This window comes from Actinomyces sp. ICM58 (genome assembly GCF_000283035.1).
Lineage (GTDB): Bacteria > Actinomycetota > Actinomycetes > Actinomycetales > Actinomycetaceae > Pauljensenia.
In genome coordinates, this window is record NZ_ALIY01000029.1 from 1 (window position 1) to 16,460 (window position 16,460).

A 16,460-nucleotide genomic window follows, 5' to 3' on the forward strand; every position below is an offset into this window, starting at 1 on the left:
CGGGCGGCCCCGCGAGGGGCCGCCCGGTTCGCATGTCACGAAGGCGTCGTTTGATCCCGCGGGCGCGGGTCGGCGCCTCACAGGAAGGACATCGGGTCGAAGTCGTCGATGTCGATGATGTGGAGCCTGGGCAGGCGCACCTGGAATGCGTGCACGTCGTATTCGAGGTCGATGATCTCCAGGCCGCGTTCCTCCAGCTCGTGGAGCTGGGAGGAGAGGAACTCCTTGAAGCACATGACCGCGACGCGGCGGCCCTGGTCCAGGAGCGTCTCGATCTGGGGCAGGAAGTCGGCGTCGTGGCTGGCCAGGATGACGTCGCCCGTGCCGATCTGCGCGATCGCGTCCATCGTGCGCTGCAGGCCGACGTCGACGACCTTCATGTCGGCGGGACCCGACAGGGGGATCACCGAGTAGTCCATCGCCGTCAGGGCCTGGACGAATCCCATGGGCAGGAAGCCCGAGGAGCCGTTGAGGAAGAACAGGCCCTTGGCGCGCTGGCCCCAGCGACCGTGCGCGCACTCCAGGACGCGATCCCATCGGGGGCGTTCCTCGGGGTTGGGGCGCCGATCCAGGACCGACAGGCCGAGCGTGGCGTCGATATTCTCGCCGTCGACGACGAGGTATGTCGTTTGTTTATTAGAGCTTTCCATGGGGTCAATTGTAGATGCCGCGGCGGGCGCCACTGTCGGCCTTGGGTCCTAGGACGGCGCCGGCAGCGGCCCGCGAGCGCGACCGGCTCACACCCCGCCGATGAAGTACGGTGCCTCGATCACGTCGTGGGCAAAGCGCTGCGCCTCTTGCGCGGCGCCGAGCGCCGGAGGCCCATCGAGGACGAGGGTGGCGAGGCCGTGCACGTAGGCCCACAGGGTGACCTCCGCGCGCGGGTCGTCGGTCCCGTATGCGAGCGCGGCCAGCGAGCGTAGCTGGGTGCGCGCAGCCTGGCTGGCCGCACGCAGGCCCGAGTGAGCGCCCGCGTCGTACATGTCTGATCGGAACATGATCCGGAAGACACCGGGGTTCGCCAGCGCGCAGGCGAGGTAGGCGTGTCCCGCGGCGCGCGTCACATCCTGCGGCGCACGTCCCTCGCTCGTCTCCCTCACCTCGCGCAGCGCACGTTCGAGGTCTCGGTACCCCTCCTCGACGAGGGTGACGAGGATGGCCTCGCGCCCCTGGAAGTAGTGGTACGGGGCTTGGTGGGTGCAGCCCGCGCGTCGTGCGACCTCGCGCATGGACAGGGATGATGGCCCGCCCTCGTTGAGCAGATCGCGGCTGATCTCGAGGATTGCCTCGCGCAGGCCATCGGGGTTCGTTTGGCGCGTCATGATCTCAGTGTAGCCGAGGAACGACCATGACTTGACAGTGTCTACCAGCACATGTTCCCATAAGTAGACACTGTCTATTTTTGGGAGTTTCCATGTATGATGCGATCGTTATCGGCTCGGGCATCGGCGCACTCACGACGGCCGGCCTCCTTGCCGGAGTCGCGGGAGCGCGCGTGCTTGTCCTCGAAAAACACAGCACCCCAGGCGGCCTCACCCACTCATTCCGTCGGATGGGCGCTTCCTGGGATGTCGGGCTGCACTACGTCGGCGACATGCACCCAGGATCCCGCCCACGCCAGCTCTTCGACTACCTCACCGGCGGCGCGCTCACATGGAATCGAATGCCGTCGGGCTACGACCGTTTCGTCCTGCCCGGCCACGGCCTGACCGTCACAATCCCATCCAGTTTCAAGGAGTACCAGCACCTCCTGATCTCTCTGTTTCCACACGAGAAGAGAGCCATTCGACGCTACTGCCGGGACGTGAAGCGCGCCTATTCATGGATGTCGCTGCGCTACATGGCCGACATGGTCCCGCCACAGGCATCCCCCGCCATTCACCTCGCACTCCGCCTACGGACAGGATGCGCCCTGGAACGAACAGAGCACTACATGGAGCGCCGCTTCCGCGACCCGGCCCTGCGCGCCCTCCTCACTACGCATTGGGGCGACTACGGGGTGGAGCCAACGCTCAGCGCGTTCGTCGCCCACGCCATGATCGTCGGCCACTACATGGACGGCGCATGGTTCCCACGCGGCGGAAGCGGGCAGATCGCGCGCATGATCGAAGAACGGATCCGCGCAACTGGAGGTGAGATTCGCCTGTGCCAGGACGTCGACGACATCCTCATCGACAACGGTCGAGCAGTGGGCGTGCGCATCACTGATCGCAGCGGTCCCGCGCCCTTCTCCTACGAGGAGCGTGCTCCCATCGTGATTTCCGGCGTCGGCGCCCGCGAAACCTACACCCGGCTACTACCAACGACCGGTCCGGTCGGCGCGCTCACTGCACGTGTCCGCGAACAGGTCGCCCGCCTCGGGCACGGAGGATCCGCCGTCACCGTCTACCTCACGCTCGACCACTACCCCGCCGACGTGGACGGGTCGAACGTCTGGATCAACACGGACACGGGCCGCGCCGACCCGGCCCGTATGACCGCCGACCTCCTTGACGGGCACCCGCGCTCGGCGTTCATTTCCTTCCCCGCCATCAAGTCCGGGGAACCACACGCGACCGCGGAGATCATCTCTTTCGTCACGCCCGAGGCCTTCGAACGATGGTCGGGAACGAGGCCGGGGAGGCGCGGGGAGGACTACGAACGCCTGACGTCGGCGATGGCACGCGGACTCATTGACCTCGCGGATACGGCCATACCCGGATTGAAAGACGCCGTCCGATACGTCGAGGTGGGCACGCCGCTCACCGTCGAACACTACACGTCACACGAGGGCGGATGCTTCTACGGGCTACCCCTCACGCCTGAACGATTCCACGCAAACCTCGGCACGCCCTCGACACCCATCACCAACCTCATCCTCACGGGACAAGACGCGGGAATGCCCGGCATCGTCGGGGCCGCCATGGCAGGACTCTCCGCCGCCTGCAAGGCCCTGGGACCGGCGGGATACCCGCGCATCAACCGGGCGCTACGAACCGCACCCACCGGGGCCCGTGCTCCGCGCACCCCAACCCCGCAACCGCGCGGCGACGCCGGGGCAGGCAGATACACGGCGACAGTGGAGCACGCCAGCTGGATAACGCCCACCACCCGCGACATCACACTCGAGCTACCGGAATGCGCGACGTGGGAGGCAGGCCAGTACGCGCTCGTTCGGGTCGCCCCATTCGAATGGCGACCTTACTCACTCGCATCAGCTCCTGGGCGCAACGTCAGGCTCCTCGTTGACGTGCGCACGAAGGGCATGGGCGCCTCCTGGGCGAGCGCCACCGCACCCGGCGACGACGTCGACCTCGAGCTGCCCTACGGCCACTGGCTCGTCACGCCAGACCGGGGCACGACCGACGCCGAGGCGCCACACCGGCGCATTTTCATCGCAACAGGGACGGGCATCGCCCCATTCCTCGCAGCGTTCGAGCCTGGCAGGCGCGACGACGACATACTCATCGTCGGATACTCACGGACGGAAGACGACCTGACAGGCCGAGCGGGCACACCGCTGCCCCGGCTCATTCGATGCGTCAGCCGCGAGGCGGCGCCCGGCACGTTTCACGGGCGTATCACCGACTACCTGAACGCCGAGGGCATCGATCCCCAGGCCACGTACTACGTGTGCGGCTCCGCCCGCATAGTCCGCGCCATTTCGCGCATCATCCAGGCCGGGGGCGCACGCGTCTCCTACGAGACGTTCTAACGCACCCCTCCCCACGCGCGGCGAGGCCGGGACCGCTCGCGCAGCCCCGGCCTCGTCACTGTCTATGGAGTGACAATCACAACACGTCGTCGTCGACCCAGTCGAGAGTACGCGTGACGGCCTTCTTCCACAGGCGGTACGTGCGGTCGCGCTCGGCCGGCTCCATGGACGGCGTCCAACGCTTGCCTTCCTGCCAGTTGGCGACGACGTCCTCGGTGCCCGACCAGTAGCCCACGGCCATACCGGCGGCGTAGGCGGCACCCAGGGCGGTCGTCTCGATGACCTTCGGGCGAACGACGTCCACGCCGCACAGGTCGGCCTGGAACTGCATGACCAGGTCGTCGTGCGTCATGCCGCCGTCAACCTTGAGCTCCTTGAGCGGCACGCCGGAGTCGGCGTTCATCGCGTCGAGGACCTCGGCGCTCTGGAACGCGGTCGACTCCTCGACGGCGCGGGCGATGTGGCCCTTGTTGACGTAGCGGGTCAGGCCCACGATCGCGCCGCGAGCGTCCGAACGCCAGTAGGGTGCGAACAGGCCGGAGAAGGCGGGCACGAAGTAGACGCCGCCGTTGTCCTCGACCGTGCTGGCCAGCTCGCCGATGTCCGAGGACTTGACGATCATGCCGAGGTTGTCGCGCAGCCACTGGACCAGCGAGCCGGCGACGGCGATCGAGCCTTCGAGGGCGTACACGGCCGGCTGATCGCCGATCTTGTAGGCCACGGTGGTGAGCAGGCCGTTGTCGGAGAAGACGGGCTCGGTGCCGGTGTTCATGAGCATGAAGCAGCCCGTACCGTAGGTGTTCTTCGCCATGCCCTTCTCGAAGCAGGCCTGGCCGAAGGTCGCGGCCTGCTGGTCACCGAGGATACCGGCAATCGGGGTGTCGATGAGCAGACCGTTCTTGCGGCCGTAGCCGTAGATCTCGGAGGAGGACTTGATCTCGGGGAGCATCGACATGGGGATGCCGAAGATCTCGCAGACGTCCTCACGCCAGGAGAGGGTGCGGATGTCCATGAGCATGGTGCGCGAGGCGTTGGTGACGTCCGTGCAGTGCACGCCGCCGTTGATGCCGCCCGTCAGGTTCCACAGGACCCAGCAGTCGGTGTTGCCGAAGAGCAGGTCGCCGGCCTCGGCGCGCTCGCGAGCGCCCTCGACGTTGTCCAGGATCCACTTGATCTTGGAGCCCGAGAAGTAGGGGGACAGACCCAGGCCGCAGATCTGGCGGAAGCGGTCCGGGCCCTCGTCGCCCTCGAGTTCCTTGACAATGTCGGAGGTACGCATGTCCTGCCAGACGATCGCGTTGTAGACGGGTTCACCGGTGTTCTTGTCCCACACGACGGTGGTCTCACGCTGGTTGGTGATGCCGACGGCGGCGAGGTTGTGGCGGTTGATTTCCGCCTTCTGCAGAGCCTCGGCAACGACGGTGCGGGTGGTGTCCCAGATTTCGATGGGGTTGTGCTCGACCCAGCCCGGGTTCGGGAAGATCTGCGTGAATTCCTTCTGGCCGACGGAAACGATTTCACCAGCGTGGTTGAAGATAATCGCGCGGGTCGAAGTGGTGCCCTGATCGATGGCGAGAACGAATTTTTCGGTGGTCATGAGTGTCCTTTCGGATGCATTGTCACGTCGTTGTGTATGCCGCGCCTAGCCACCTGCACGGCTGTTGGGACTTCCCAGTCCCAGAAAATGTCACCCCGGCGGTGGGGATCACGCGGGCGAGGCCGCGGAGGCCTCGCCCGCGCACTCATCCTCAGGCGAGGGTGAGGAAGTAGATAGCGGTGCCGACGATGGCGCCGATGATCGGGCCGACGACGGGAACCCAGGAGTAGCCCCAGTCGGAGCCACCCTTACCCTTGATGGGCAGGATCGCGTGAGCGATACGCGGGCCGAGGTCACGGGCCGGGTTGATGGCGTAACCGGTGGGGCCACCCAGCGAGTTACCGATGACAACGATAATCAGCGCGACGCCGAGGGGGCCGACGGCGGTCTCGGTGTAGCCGGAGACGTAGACCCACAGGATCAGGACGGCGGTGCCGATGGCCTCAGTGAGGCAGTTCCAACCGTAGGAGCGGATCTCGGGGCCGGTGGAGAAGACGCCGAGCTTGAGGGCGGGGTCGCAGTCCTCGTCGAAGTGCTTCTTGAAGGTCAGCCAGCACAGGACCGCCCCGACGAAGGCGCCGAGGAACTGGGCGACGATGTAGACCGCGACGTTGGTGCCGGTGACGGGGATGTCGCCCGCCAGGGTGACGCTGGGGTCAAACATGTGGCCGACGACCTTGGCAATGGTGACGGCGGGGTTCAGGTGGCCGCCGGTGCGGAACGCGACATAGACGCCGGCGAAGACCGCGAGGCCCCATCCCCAGTTGATGAGCAGCCAGCCGCCACCCTTGCCCTTGGACTTGGGCAGCAGGTTTGTGGCGACGACGCCGCCACCGAGGAGCAGCAGGACGGCGGTGCCGAGGAACTCAGACCAGAAAATCTGGCCCGTGGTAGGGACAGCCGCCTCTGCGGCTGCCGGAAGCAGTGTTGAGAGCATTTTTCCTATCTTTCTCCGGCGCGTCCTCACGCCGGGTCACCGGTGGGATACCACCGCTAACTGTGTGCCATCGAACAATATCAACGCGGACACTGTTGACGGGTCACCCCAAGTATTGCACTTGATGCACGTTGGCCCAAACCGAATGCACGTTCGTTCAACCCCAACAGTGTGACCCTGATCATCTGACGCAGATTAATCTAACGGCAACGCGCAAGAAATGAATACTCAAAATCACACATCTGCACACTTGTGCATGGCACACTAGAAAACGTGACAATACGTGATGAACAGGCGCACGAGGCAGCCTCGATGTACTACCTCCAGGGACAGACGATGGAAACAATCGCCCGCCACCTGCAGGTATCGCGCTCTTCCGTGTCCCGACTCCTCGCCCACGCGCGCGAAGTTGGACTCGTGCGCATTTCCGTCTCTGCCTCCCCGGGCACCAAGGGCACGCTCGCCGGCCAGATCGCCGACCTCTTCGGCGTCCAAGTCTCCGTCGTGCCCGTCCACGACGTCCACACCGAGGTCAACAGGCTCCACAACGTCGCCCTGGTCGCCGCCGAGCACCTCGTCGACATGCTCTTCCCCGGGGTCACCCTGGGCATCGCGTGGGGCAACACGACCGCCGAGGTCGCCCGCGCCATGCCCCACGTCACCTTCGCCGGCTCGACGGTCGTCCAGCTCAACGGCGCCGCGACCGCCACCGAGTCCGGCATGCCCTACGCCGAGGCCATCATTTCCTGCGCAGCCAAAGCCATCGGTGGGCGCATCGTCAACTTCCCCGTGCCCGCCTTCTTCGACTACGCCGACACCAAGCAGGCACTCTGGCGCGAACGCTCCATTCAGTCCGTCCTCAACACGATCGACAGCGCCGACGTCGCCCTCTTCGGCGTCGGATCCATGTCCGCGCGCCTGCCCTCCCACGTCTACTCGGGCGGATTCCTCGAGCCAGACGAGATCGCCTCCGCACAAAACGACGGCGTCGTCGGCGACGTGTGCACCGTCCTCATCCGCGAAGACGGCTCCACGAACATGCACCTCAACGACCGCGCGTCCGGCCCGTGCCCGTCCACGCTCAAGAGGATTCCACGCCGACTGTGCGTCGTCTCCGGCGCCTCCAAAGCCCTGCCACTACTGGGCGCCCTACGCGCCGGAGTCGCCACCGACCTCGTCCTCGACGACGGCGCCGCACACGAGCTCCTCGACCTCGTCCACACGCGCGCCCTGCACCCCCGGCCACGCGCCTAAGGATCGTCGCGCGCGCATTAGCGCCCCGCCCCCGCCAAGGCGCGCCCGACAACCCGACGGGCCTCGGCCTCGTCCACGAAAGAACGAGGCCGAGGCCCACTCTCAGCTCAGGTCAGCCCAGGCGCTTGACCAGCGGGAACGGAATCGTCTCGCGGATGCCCTGGCCGGTCAGGACCATGAGCAGGCGGTCGATGCCCATGCCCATGCCGCCGCACGGCGGGAAGCCCTGCTCCATGGCGACGAGGAAGTCCTCGTCCATGACCATAGCCTCGGGGTCGCCGTTGGCGGCCGCGAGCGCCTGCGCCTCGAAGCGCTCGCGCTGAACGACCGGGTCGGCCAGCTCGGAGTAGGCGGTGCCCGTCTCGAAGCCGCGCACGTACAGGTCCCACTTTTCCGTCAGGCCGGGGCGCGAGCGGTGGTAGCGGGTCAGCGGGGAGGTGTCCTCGGGGAAGTCGTAGACGAAGGTCGGCGCCCACAGCTTGGAGGCGACGAGCTCCTCGAAGATGTCTTCGACGATCTTGCCGGATACGGCGTAGTCGTCGACCTCCAAGCCGATGCGCTCGGCGTACTTGACGAGGGTCTCGCGCGGCGTCTCCACCGTGACCTCCTCGCCCAGGGCCTCGGAGGTAGAGCCGTACAGGTCGATGCGATCCCACTGCCCCGACAGGTCGTACTCGGTGCCGTCGGCCAGCCGCACGATCTCCTCACCCTCGGACAGGTCGAAGGCGTCGCGCGCGGCCTGCTGGATGAGGTCACGCGTCAGCTCAGCCATGCCGTTGTAGTCCGAGTAGGCCTCGTAGGCCTCCAGGGACGTGAACTCGGGGCTGTGCGAGGAATCCATGCCCTCGTTGCGGAAGTTACGGTTCATCTCGAAGACGCGGTCCACGCCGCCAACGACCGCGCGCTTGAGGTAGATTTCGGTCGCGATGCGCAGGTACAGATCGGTGTCGAGCGCGTTCATGTGCGTCGTGAAGGGGCGGGCAGCCGCACCGCCGTGGATCATCTGCAGCATCGGCGTCTCGAGCTCGATGTAGTCACGGCGGAAGAAGTTCTCGCGGATCGAGCGGTTGACGGCCGCGCGGATGCGGACCATGTCGCGCGCGGCGGGGCGCGTGATGAGGTCGAGCTCGCGGCGGCGGATGCGCTGGTCCTCGGACAGGGTGATCTCTTCGCCGTCCTCGGTGGTCCAGGTCTTGGGCAGGGGGCGCAGCGCCTTGGAGGCGATGGCCCACGAGGCGTCGGGGGCGGGCAGCGCGGTGGGCGCGGCGTCGTAGGCGGCCTGAGCTTCGGGCGTGACCTCGGCGGGGGTCGCGAAGATCGACAGCTCGCCGCGGCGCGAGGAGATCACGCGACCGTGGACGAAGAGGTGGTCGCCCAGGTCAACGTCGTTCTTGTAGGCGGCCAGGGACTCGGCGCCGACGGAAGCGGCGGAGAGCATGACCTGGATCTTGTTACCTTCGCCGTCCATGAGGGTCGCGAAGCAGAGCTTGCCGCCGTTGCGCGCGAGGATGACGCGGCCCGCCAGGCCCACGTAGTCCTCAGTCTCTTCGCCGGCCTCGAGGTGGGCGTACTTCTCACGCACCGCCTTGATGGTGGTCGTGATCGGCAGGCGCACGGGGTAGGCGGGAATGCCGGCCTCCATGAGGCGCGCGCGCTTGGCCGCGCGAACCTTGACCTGCTCGGGGGTGTCGTCTGCGGGTGCTTGCGTGGGCGTAGAAGAATCGGTCATGCGCCTATCGTACCGGGATTTGGCCCCGCGACGAGGCAGGGGCCCGGTTGGGCTCCTCACGCCCCCGGGAGGTCGGCCGCGTAAGGAGCTGACGAGGATCCACCGATCCCCTGCGTGGAGTGAGCGGCGGCCGCGCAGGCGAGGGTGAGCGTCTCGGGCCACGGCAGGTGCCGCTCTCGGCGCGCCCAGGCCAGCGCCGCCGAAAAAACATCCCCCGCGCCCGTCGTATCCACCGCGTTCACGGCGGGCGCTGGCACGTGCAGGATCCGTCCGTCGACGCACGCGATCACGCCATTCTTGCCGCACGTGACCACGCAGTCGCACCCAAAGGACGCGAACCACCGCGCGGCGTCCTCCACGCTCTCGGTGCGCGCGTAGGCGAGCGCCTCCTCCTCGTTGGGCGTGCACACGTCAGCCAGACGCAAAGACTCTAGGTCCGCCTCGTCCCAGGCCCCGGCCTCGTCCCAGGCCGTATCCGCCAGCACCCACGTCCCGTGCTCGCGCCAGGAGGACACAATCTCAGTGTTCCCGCCGATTCCCCGCACGTCTGCGAGCAGGCACGCCGGCGCGTCGCCTCCCAAGCGGGGCAACACGGTCGTCCCGCGCGTGGTCATTGCGCGATCACCGTCGAAGGACAGGGAGACGGTGACGTTTTGATCACCCACGCGCTCGCACGAGGAGGTGTCCACGCCCTCGCGCGCGAGCATCTTGTCCACGAACTGACCCATCTGATCGACGCCCACGCGAGAGTGCAGGCGAACGGGTGCGCCCAGGCGAGCCAGCGCAATCGCCTGATTGGCCGCACCGCCCGCGCACATGAGCGCTCCCTCCACCCAGGCCTCGCGACCGGGAACCGGAGGACCGTCGAGAGGACCCATCACGACATCAAGGAACGTCGGACCGTACACCGCGAACTGAGATGCGGCGGATACACGAGATGCCACGGACCCTCCTAGACGTGAGCGCGACTACACTATGTCACTGAGCCACCACTATACGTATCCAGAGAGGATGCCCGCCATGCAGCTCACCATCGTCGGAGGAGGGGGCTTCCGTGTCCCCGCGATGATCGACGTCTTGGCCCGCTCACGGGCGGGGCAGGGAGCCTACGCATCCCTCGACGTCGACCGCGTCGTCCTGTACGACACCGACGCGCGCAGGCTCGACGCGATGATGGCCGTGCTGTCCTCGCTGGACTTCCCGCACTCCCCCACCGTCCGCGCGACGACGGACATCAATCAGGGGCTTCCCGGGGCCGACTTCGTCTTCTCCGCGATGCGGGTGGGCGGGACCTGCGGGAGGGTCCTCGATGAACACTGCGGCCTCGATAACGGGCTGCTCGGTCAAGAGACCGTCGGTGTGGGCGGCTACTGCTACGCGTTCCGCTCGCTCGGACCGGCGTTGGAGTTGGCGCACGCCGCCAAGCGACTGTGCCCCGATGCCTGGCTCATCAACTTCACGAACCCGGCCGGGATCATCACCCAGGCGATGCGTTCCGTGCTCGGCGAGCGCGTCATCGGCATCTGCGACACCCCCATCGGGCTCGTCAACCGGACGCTGAACGCCCTGGACATTCCCGAGGAGGAGCGCGCCGACGTGTCCTTCGACTACGCGGGCCTCAACCACCTCGGCTGGCTGCGCTCGCTGTCCGTCGACGGCCGCGACGTCCTCCCGCGCCTCTTCGCCGACGAGGCGGCCCTGGGATCCATGGAAGAATCCCGCGCCATCGGCACGGACTGGATTCGCGCGCTGGGCGCCCTGCCCAACGAATACCTCTTCTACTACTACTGCCATCGCGAAGCCATGGCCCGCATCCACCAGGACCAAACCCGCGGCGAGTACCTGCGCGATCAGCAGGAAGCCTTCTACAACGCCGTGCTCTCCCAGCCCGAAAAGGCGGGACGGACGTGGATTAATGCGCTCGCCGACCGGGAGGCGACCTACATGGCCGAGGCCCGCGACGTCGACGAGCGTTCCTGCAGGCGCGCCGAAGACATCGCGGGCGGCGGCTACCAAAAGGTGGCGCTCGACCTCATGAACGCGCTCGCTACGAACACTCCGGCGCGCATGATCCTCAACGTCGGTAATGGCGACGGCGGATTCTCCTCGATTCCAACGCTGCGCGACACGGACGTCGTCGAGGTTCCCTGCGACGTCGACGCCTCCGGTGTGCATCCAATTCCGGTTGCGCCCTTGAGCGGCGCGGCCCTCGGCCTTGTCCAATCCGTGAAGGCCTGTGAGAATCTCGTCATCGACGCCGCCCGCGAGCGCGACCGCAGCCTCGCCTGGCAGGCGCTGGCGCTGCACCCCCTGGTCGACTCGGTCAACGTTGCACGCGACGTGCTCGATCAGGCGATTCGCACAAACCCGCTGGTCGCCGCTGCCTTCGACTGAGGCGCGCCGCCTCGCGCTGCGCACTGTGCGCCGCCCTCCCCGCGCGCCCGTCGACGCGCTGTGCCCTGGCCTCGTGCAGACGAGGCGGGGGCACAGTCTGGAGAACTGGCCGACTATCGGGCCTTCACCCGCGGGTGTCCCAGCGGAAGAATTCTTCTCCCCCTGCGTAGCCGTGGGGGTGCCCCGCGTCGCGGGCGCCCTGTCGGATCCATGACTCCATCCGGTCAAGGTCGTCAAATTGGGTGACGTGCTCGCGAACCGCCCTGACCTTGGCCTCGACGTCTGCCTGGTCCAGCTCGATGACGTGATTCGTCGACGGGCCACCTTGGAACCACACCTCTTCGACGACGTGGGGTTCCAGGCCCTCCTCGAGCAGCTCGGGGAAGGCGAAAGGGTTGCGCGCGGCCGGGTAGACGGCGTCCGTGACCGCGGCGCCCACGGCCCGATGGTCCGGGTGATTGGCGTAGATGGACGACCAGTTGTATTCGGGCGAGAGGGTGAGGATCAGGCTCGGCTTCACGCGCCGAATGAGGGCGACGATATCGCGCACGAGGCCGTGGGACGGGGTCACCATGCCGTCGGGGTAGCCGTCGAAGAAGACGAGCTCCGTCACGCCCAGGTGCTCGCACGCGCGGCGCTGTTCATCGCGACGCAACTCCCCCATCTGCTGATGCAGATCCTGGTCGGAGCCTCCCGCATCACCGTCCGTGACGACTGCGACCACGACCCTCGATCCTTCGCGCACGAAGCGAGCGAGCGTCCCGCCCGCGTCCACGTCCGCATCATCGGGGTGGGCGTAAATGCCCAGCACGGTATCCATTCGTGTCCTTCTTATTGAGGCGCCGGCGAGAACGTGTCTCGCCGGCGCCTGTCGCACGTCTGTGACGACTACTGATCAATCGCCGCGTTTGCGGCATCCTGGGCGGCCTGGACGCCCTCATGCACGCCGGTGCGTCCCAGGAATACCTCCTTGAGCACGCCGTTGTACGCGTCCATTGCCGCGCCCAGCTTCGCGCCGAAGGGAGCCATGATCGTGCCCGAAGGAGTCTTCGCCATGACCGAGGTGTCGATGCCCTTGTCAGACCAGTACGCGGTCCACGTCGCCTGGGCCTCCTCATTCGCGGGGAAGCCGGCGCCGGTCTTACCCAGTGCTGTGCCGCCGTCCTTGCCAGCCAGCCACGCCAGCAGCTTGTGCTGAGCCTCGGGGTTCGCGCTCGTCGTCGAACCGGCGGCAACGACGGAGTTACCGACCGTCACGGCACCTGCGGGACCCTTCGGCTGGGGAGCCAGGCCCCACTCAAAGGACGCACCCTCGGCCACGTTCGCCAGGTTGTAGGCACCAGACTGGAACAGAGCGATCTTGCCCTGCAGGAACTGATCGCGGCTGAAGTCGCCGTTATCGTTCGTATCGGCCGCCGAGGGGGCCACGTGCTCCTTGTTGATGAGGTCCACCAGGTAGCCGACCGCGGCGTCGCCCTCGGGGCTCGCGAACGTAAAGTGCCCGCTCTCGTCCTGCAGGGTGGCGCCGGCCGAGCCCAGGTACGGAATGAGCATGGCCTGGCCATCCAGCGCGGCGTTGTATCCGTACTGGACGATGTGGTCCGCGTCGAAGGCAGGGTCAGCCGCGTTGCGGCCCGACGAGTCCAGCGTCAGCTTGCGAGTAATCTCCCGCAGAGAGTCGGTGGAGGCGCTCGGGTCCCACGACAGGTTCTGCAGGTCCTCGATGCTCACGCCGGCCGCATCCAGCAGCGACTTGTTGTAGTACACCGCGATCGACGGGTCAGTGAGGACCGGAACGCCATAGAGCTTTCCGTCAACCGTGTACTGATCGATGGCACCCTGAAGCCAGCCGTCGCGCTCCGAGGCGGGGAACTCCTCGTCGATGTTGACGATCTTGCCGCCGCGGGCGTACTCGGTGTAGTTGTTCGTGTTGGACCAGAAGACGTCCGGTCCGGTGCCTGCGGCGAGCTCAGAACGCAGGCCCGTGAAGTAGTCCGACCACGGGACGACCTCAACGTTGACCGTGATCCCCGTTTCCTCGGTGAACGCGGGGAGCGCCGCCTCATACGCCTGGGCGGCCTGATCATCCCACAGACGCAGGGTCAGGGAAGCGCCCGCCTCGCTCGACGCGCTGCCACCCTGCGAGCAGGCGGCCATCAGCATCGACGCGGCACCAATCAGAGCGGTAGCGGTAACAAAACGCCTTTTCATGAAGACCTCCAGTTGTGATGGGTTGTGTTGTTACTTGATGCCCGTCAGGGCAATCGATTCAACGATGTGTCGTTGAAAGACGATGAACAGAGCGATCAGGGGCACGAGCGCGATGGTCGTCGCCGCCATGACGTAGGTCCAATTCGCGTTGTACTGGCTCTGCAGCGCGGCCGTCGCAACCGTGAGGACGCGTGGCCTGGTCGCGGCGATGATCCGCGGCCACATGAACGAGTTCCACTGGCTCACAACAGTGATGAGCACGAGCGTCGAAATGATCGGCTTCGACACGGGAACGACGATGGAGAAGAGGATGCGCATCTGCCCGGCGCCGTCCATGGTCGCCGCGTCGATGATCTCCTGGGGGATCTGACGGAACGACTGACGCAGCAGGAACACCGCGTAGGGCGAGGCGAACACGAAGGGCAGGACGATACCCCAGAAGGTGTTGTTGAGCCCCATCTTCGCCATCATGAGGTACAGCGGGATGACGAGGACCGACGCCGGAATCATCATGGTGCCCAGGAAGAGCCAGAAGATAACTTCGCGTCCCGGGAACTCGATGCGGGCGAACGCGTAGGCGGCCAGCACGGAAGACACCAGCTGCCCGACGACCATCACCACGACCACGAGGAGCGTCGTGATGATCGCATCACCGAAGTTGACTCGTCCCGTCAGGATCGCCTGGAACGAGGCCAGGGAGGGCGGGGAGGGCAGCGCGAAGGGTGAGTGCGAGGCAAAGTCCTGCGGCGACTTGAAGGCCGTGACGAAGCTGAAGAGCAGCGGGATGACCATGATGAACGCGGCCAGCGACAGCCCCGCGTAGATCCCCAGGGTCGACCACCAGGGCCGACGCGAGTGCGACTTAGACGAGCTCATACGTGGTCCTCTTCCGGAAGTACAGGTTCTGGGCCAGCGTCAATCCCATGAGGAGCAGCATCATGACGCACGCCATGACTGCGGCGCGGCCGACATTTCCGGTCTCGAAGGCCTCCTTGTAGATCAGGTAGGCGAGGACCTCGGTGGAGCCGGACGGCCCGCCCTTGGTCAGGGCGTAGATCTGATCGAAAACGTTGAAGACCGAAATCACGGAGGTGACCGACACGAAGAAGAAGGTCGGGCGCAGGAGGGGCATCTTGATGTGCCAGAACACCTGCGAGGAGGAGGCCCCGTCCACGGTCGCAGCCTCGGTGAGCTCACGCGGGATCGCGAGCAATCCCGCGATGAAGAAGAGCGCCGTGTATCCCACGTTCGACCAGACGACGACGAAAGCCGCCGCGGGCAGCGCCCAGGTGGGCGACACGAGGATTTCTAGTCGAGTGCCCGCAAGCGCGGAGAGGAGGCCACCGGTGGGGGCGAAGATCCACGACCACACGACGCCGAGGGTCAGCGGAGGCGCGATCCACGGGATGACGATGAGCGTGCGATAGACGACGGTTCCTCGCACGCCCTTCGTCAGCAGGTTCGCGAGGAGTAGGCCCAGGATGATCTGAATGGGGACCACGAGGAGGACGAAGAGAATCGTCGTGCGCAGGGACGACAGGAAGGCCGGGTCGCTCAGCACGTTCGTGACGTTGGCCAGGCCCACGTATCGCGTATCCCCGATCAGGTCCCACCGGTACAGGCTCACCCACATGATGACGCCGATGGGCACAACCATGAAGATGAGGACGCCGATTAGGGCGGGCGACAGGAACGCGTATCCGACGAGTGCGTGGCGCGTCCGAGACGCTCGCTTGCTCATGCCCCACCATCCTTTCTTACGGTTCTTCGAGGATAGGTGTGACGGGCGCATCAGCGCCGGGCGACGACAAGGTATGGACAATTGTGAACAGCGCATGCCGTCACACGAGCAAAGGCGCACGAAACGAAGCGAAAACGAGGGAGCGCCCACTCTGCTGAGTGGGCGCTCCCGTCGGCGTGCCAATCAGACGCCGGAGCTCTTCAGGCCCAGCTCGCGGGCACGGGGCGAGTCCTCGGGGACGGTGCCCGCGTGGTTGCCGGCGCTGACGATGCGGTTGGAGCCGTCGACGAAAACGACGGACGGCTTCATGGTGCGCACGAGGGATTCGGGCACCTGGGCGTAGGCCATGATGATGACGAGGTCGCCGACACTCACCTTGTGGGCGGCGGCACCGTTGAGCTGGATCGTGCCGCTGCCGCGCTCGCCGGCGATTGTGTAGGTCGAGAGGCGCTCACCGTTGTTGACGTCGACGATGTCGACCTTCTGGCCGGGGACGATGTTCGCGGCATCCAGCAGATCCTCGTCCACGGTGATCGAGCCGACGTAGTGCAGGTCGGCGCCGGTGACGACGCCGCGGTGGATCTTGCCGATCGCCATCTCGCGCGTCATTTCCATCATGCGAGCTCCCCCGAGCGCTCGGCGAGACGGCCGGAGGGACCGGAGGTGTCGCGCAGCGGCACCTCCATGTTGTCGATGAGGCGGGTCGTGCCCACCTTGGCGGCGACGAGGAGGCGCCCCTCGCGCGAGCCGTCGGACAGGATGGTGGGCGCGGCCGCGCCCTCGCCGACGGGCACGGACTGCGTGCCAGCGAGGATCTCGAAAGTCCCCGCGTCCACGAGCGCAATGTAATCCAGGTCGATGCCGCCCTCGGCGTCAATCACCGAGCGGCACTGCGCCACGATG

The 16,460-nt window shown here is 66.4% G+C and carries 14 protein-coding genes and 1 pseudogene; 3 read left to right on the top strand and 12 right to left on the bottom strand.

Translation table 11 applies throughout. The annotated features are described in order from the left end of the window. Positions 1 to 77: 77 nt before the first annotated feature. Both HMPREF1138_RS01335 and HMPREF1138_RS01340 read right to left on the bottom strand, forming a co-directional pair. Complete coding sequence (locus tag HMPREF1138_RS01335; RefSeq protein ID WP_009055642.1) at positions 78 to 650, bottom strand: NYN domain-containing protein; 573 nt, start codon at positions 648 to 650, stop codon at positions 78 to 80. 87 nt (positions 651 to 737) lie between these two features. Continuing rightward, positions 738 to 1,322, bottom strand: a complete 585-nt coding sequence (locus HMPREF1138_RS01340; protein ID WP_039936431.1) for a TetR/AcrR family transcriptional regulator — start codon at positions 1,320 to 1,322, stop codon at positions 738 to 740. A gap of 92 nt (positions 1,323 to 1,414) precedes the next feature. On the opposite strand from HMPREF1138_RS01340, the gene HMPREF1138_RS01345 reads away from it, so the two are divergent. Beyond that, positions 1,415 to 3,694, top strand: a complete 2,280-nt coding sequence (locus HMPREF1138_RS01345; RefSeq protein ID WP_009055640.1) for an FAD-dependent oxidoreductase — start codon at positions 1,415 to 1,417, stop codon at positions 3,692 to 3,694. Between the two features lie 76 nt (positions 3,695 to 3,770). On the opposite strand, the gene glpK is transcribed toward HMPREF1138_RS01345, so the two are convergent. Continuing rightward, positions 3,771 to 5,291 (bottom strand): glycerol kinase GlpK, encoded by a 1,521-nt coding sequence (glpK, locus tag HMPREF1138_RS01350; protein WP_009055628.1) that lies wholly within the window; start codon positions 5,289 to 5,291, stop codon positions 3,771 to 3,773. A gap of 151 nt (positions 5,292 to 5,442) precedes the next feature. Beyond that, positions 5,443 to 6,228 carry an MIP/aquaporin family protein gene (locus HMPREF1138_RS01355; RefSeq protein ID WP_009055638.1) on the bottom strand — a complete coding sequence of 262 codons (786 nt, stop codon included), beginning with the start codon at positions 6,226 to 6,228 and terminating at the stop codon, positions 5,443 to 5,445. A 312-nt stretch (positions 6,229 to 6,540) separates the two neighbouring features. On the opposite strand from HMPREF1138_RS01355, the gene HMPREF1138_RS01360 reads away from it, so the two are divergent. Beyond that, positions 6,541 to 7,482: a sugar-binding transcriptional regulator gene (locus HMPREF1138_RS01360; RefSeq protein ID WP_039936426.1), complete on the top strand. Its 942-nt coding sequence runs from the start codon at positions 6,541 to 6,543 to the stop codon at positions 7,480 to 7,482. A gap of 112 nt (positions 7,483 to 7,594) precedes the next feature. On the opposite strand, the gene HMPREF1138_RS01365 is transcribed toward HMPREF1138_RS01360, so the two are convergent. After that, positions 7,595 to 9,211: a lysine--tRNA ligase gene (locus HMPREF1138_RS01365; RefSeq protein WP_009055655.1), complete on the bottom strand. Its 1,617-nt coding sequence runs from the start codon at positions 9,209 to 9,211 to the stop codon at positions 7,595 to 7,597. A gap of 56 nt (positions 9,212 to 9,267) precedes the next feature. Next, complete coding sequence (locus HMPREF1138_RS01370; RefSeq protein ID WP_009055623.1) at positions 9,268 to 10,155, bottom strand: carbohydrate kinase family protein; 888 nt, start codon at positions 10,153 to 10,155, stop codon at positions 9,268 to 9,270. Between the two features lie 76 nt (positions 10,156 to 10,231). On the opposite strand from HMPREF1138_RS01370, the gene HMPREF1138_RS01375 reads away from it, so the two are divergent. Then, a complete protein-coding gene (locus tag HMPREF1138_RS01375; protein WP_009055632.1) occupies positions 10,232 to 11,605 on the top strand; it encodes a 6-phospho-beta-glucosidase in 1,374 nt (457 codons plus the stop codon). Between the two features lie 124 nt (positions 11,606 to 11,729). On the opposite strand, the gene HMPREF1138_RS01380 is transcribed toward HMPREF1138_RS01375, so the two are convergent. From HMPREF1138_RS01380 to HMPREF1138_RS01405, 6 genes and pseudogenes are all read right to left on the bottom strand, one after another. Continuing rightward, positions 11,730 to 12,425: a PIG-L deacetylase family protein gene (locus HMPREF1138_RS01380; protein ID WP_009055625.1), complete on the bottom strand. Its 696-nt coding sequence runs from the start codon at positions 12,423 to 12,425 to the stop codon at positions 11,730 to 11,732. A 68-nt stretch (positions 12,426 to 12,493) separates the two neighbouring features. Beyond that, on the bottom strand, positions 12,494 to 13,816 hold the full coding sequence (locus HMPREF1138_RS01385) for an ABC transporter substrate-binding protein (protein ID WP_009055621.1): 1,323 nt from the start codon (positions 13,814 to 13,816) through the stop codon (positions 12,494 to 12,496). Between the two features lie 30 nt (positions 13,817 to 13,846). After that, on the bottom strand, positions 13,847 to 14,692 hold the full coding sequence (locus HMPREF1138_RS01390; RefSeq protein WP_009055636.1) for a carbohydrate ABC transporter permease: 846 nt from the start codon (positions 14,690 to 14,692) through the stop codon (positions 13,847 to 13,849). Further along, a complete protein-coding gene (locus tag HMPREF1138_RS01395) occupies positions 14,679 to 15,557 on the bottom strand; it encodes a carbohydrate ABC transporter permease (RefSeq protein ID WP_039936429.1) in 879 nt (292 codons plus the stop codon). Before HMPREF1138_RS01395 ends, HMPREF1138_RS01390 begins: the two co-directional genes overlap by 14 nt. Before the next feature lie 183 nt (positions 15,558 to 15,740). Further along, positions 15,741 to 16,175, bottom strand: a complete 435-nt coding sequence (panD, locus tag HMPREF1138_RS01400; RefSeq protein WP_009055652.1) for an aspartate 1-decarboxylase — start codon at positions 16,173 to 16,175, stop codon at positions 15,741 to 15,743. Next, positions 16,172 to 16,460 (bottom strand): annotated as a pseudogene (locus HMPREF1138_RS01405) (pantoate--beta-alanine ligase); the annotation flags it as partial. The pseudogene HMPREF1138_RS01405 and the gene panD, both read right to left, overlap by 4 nt.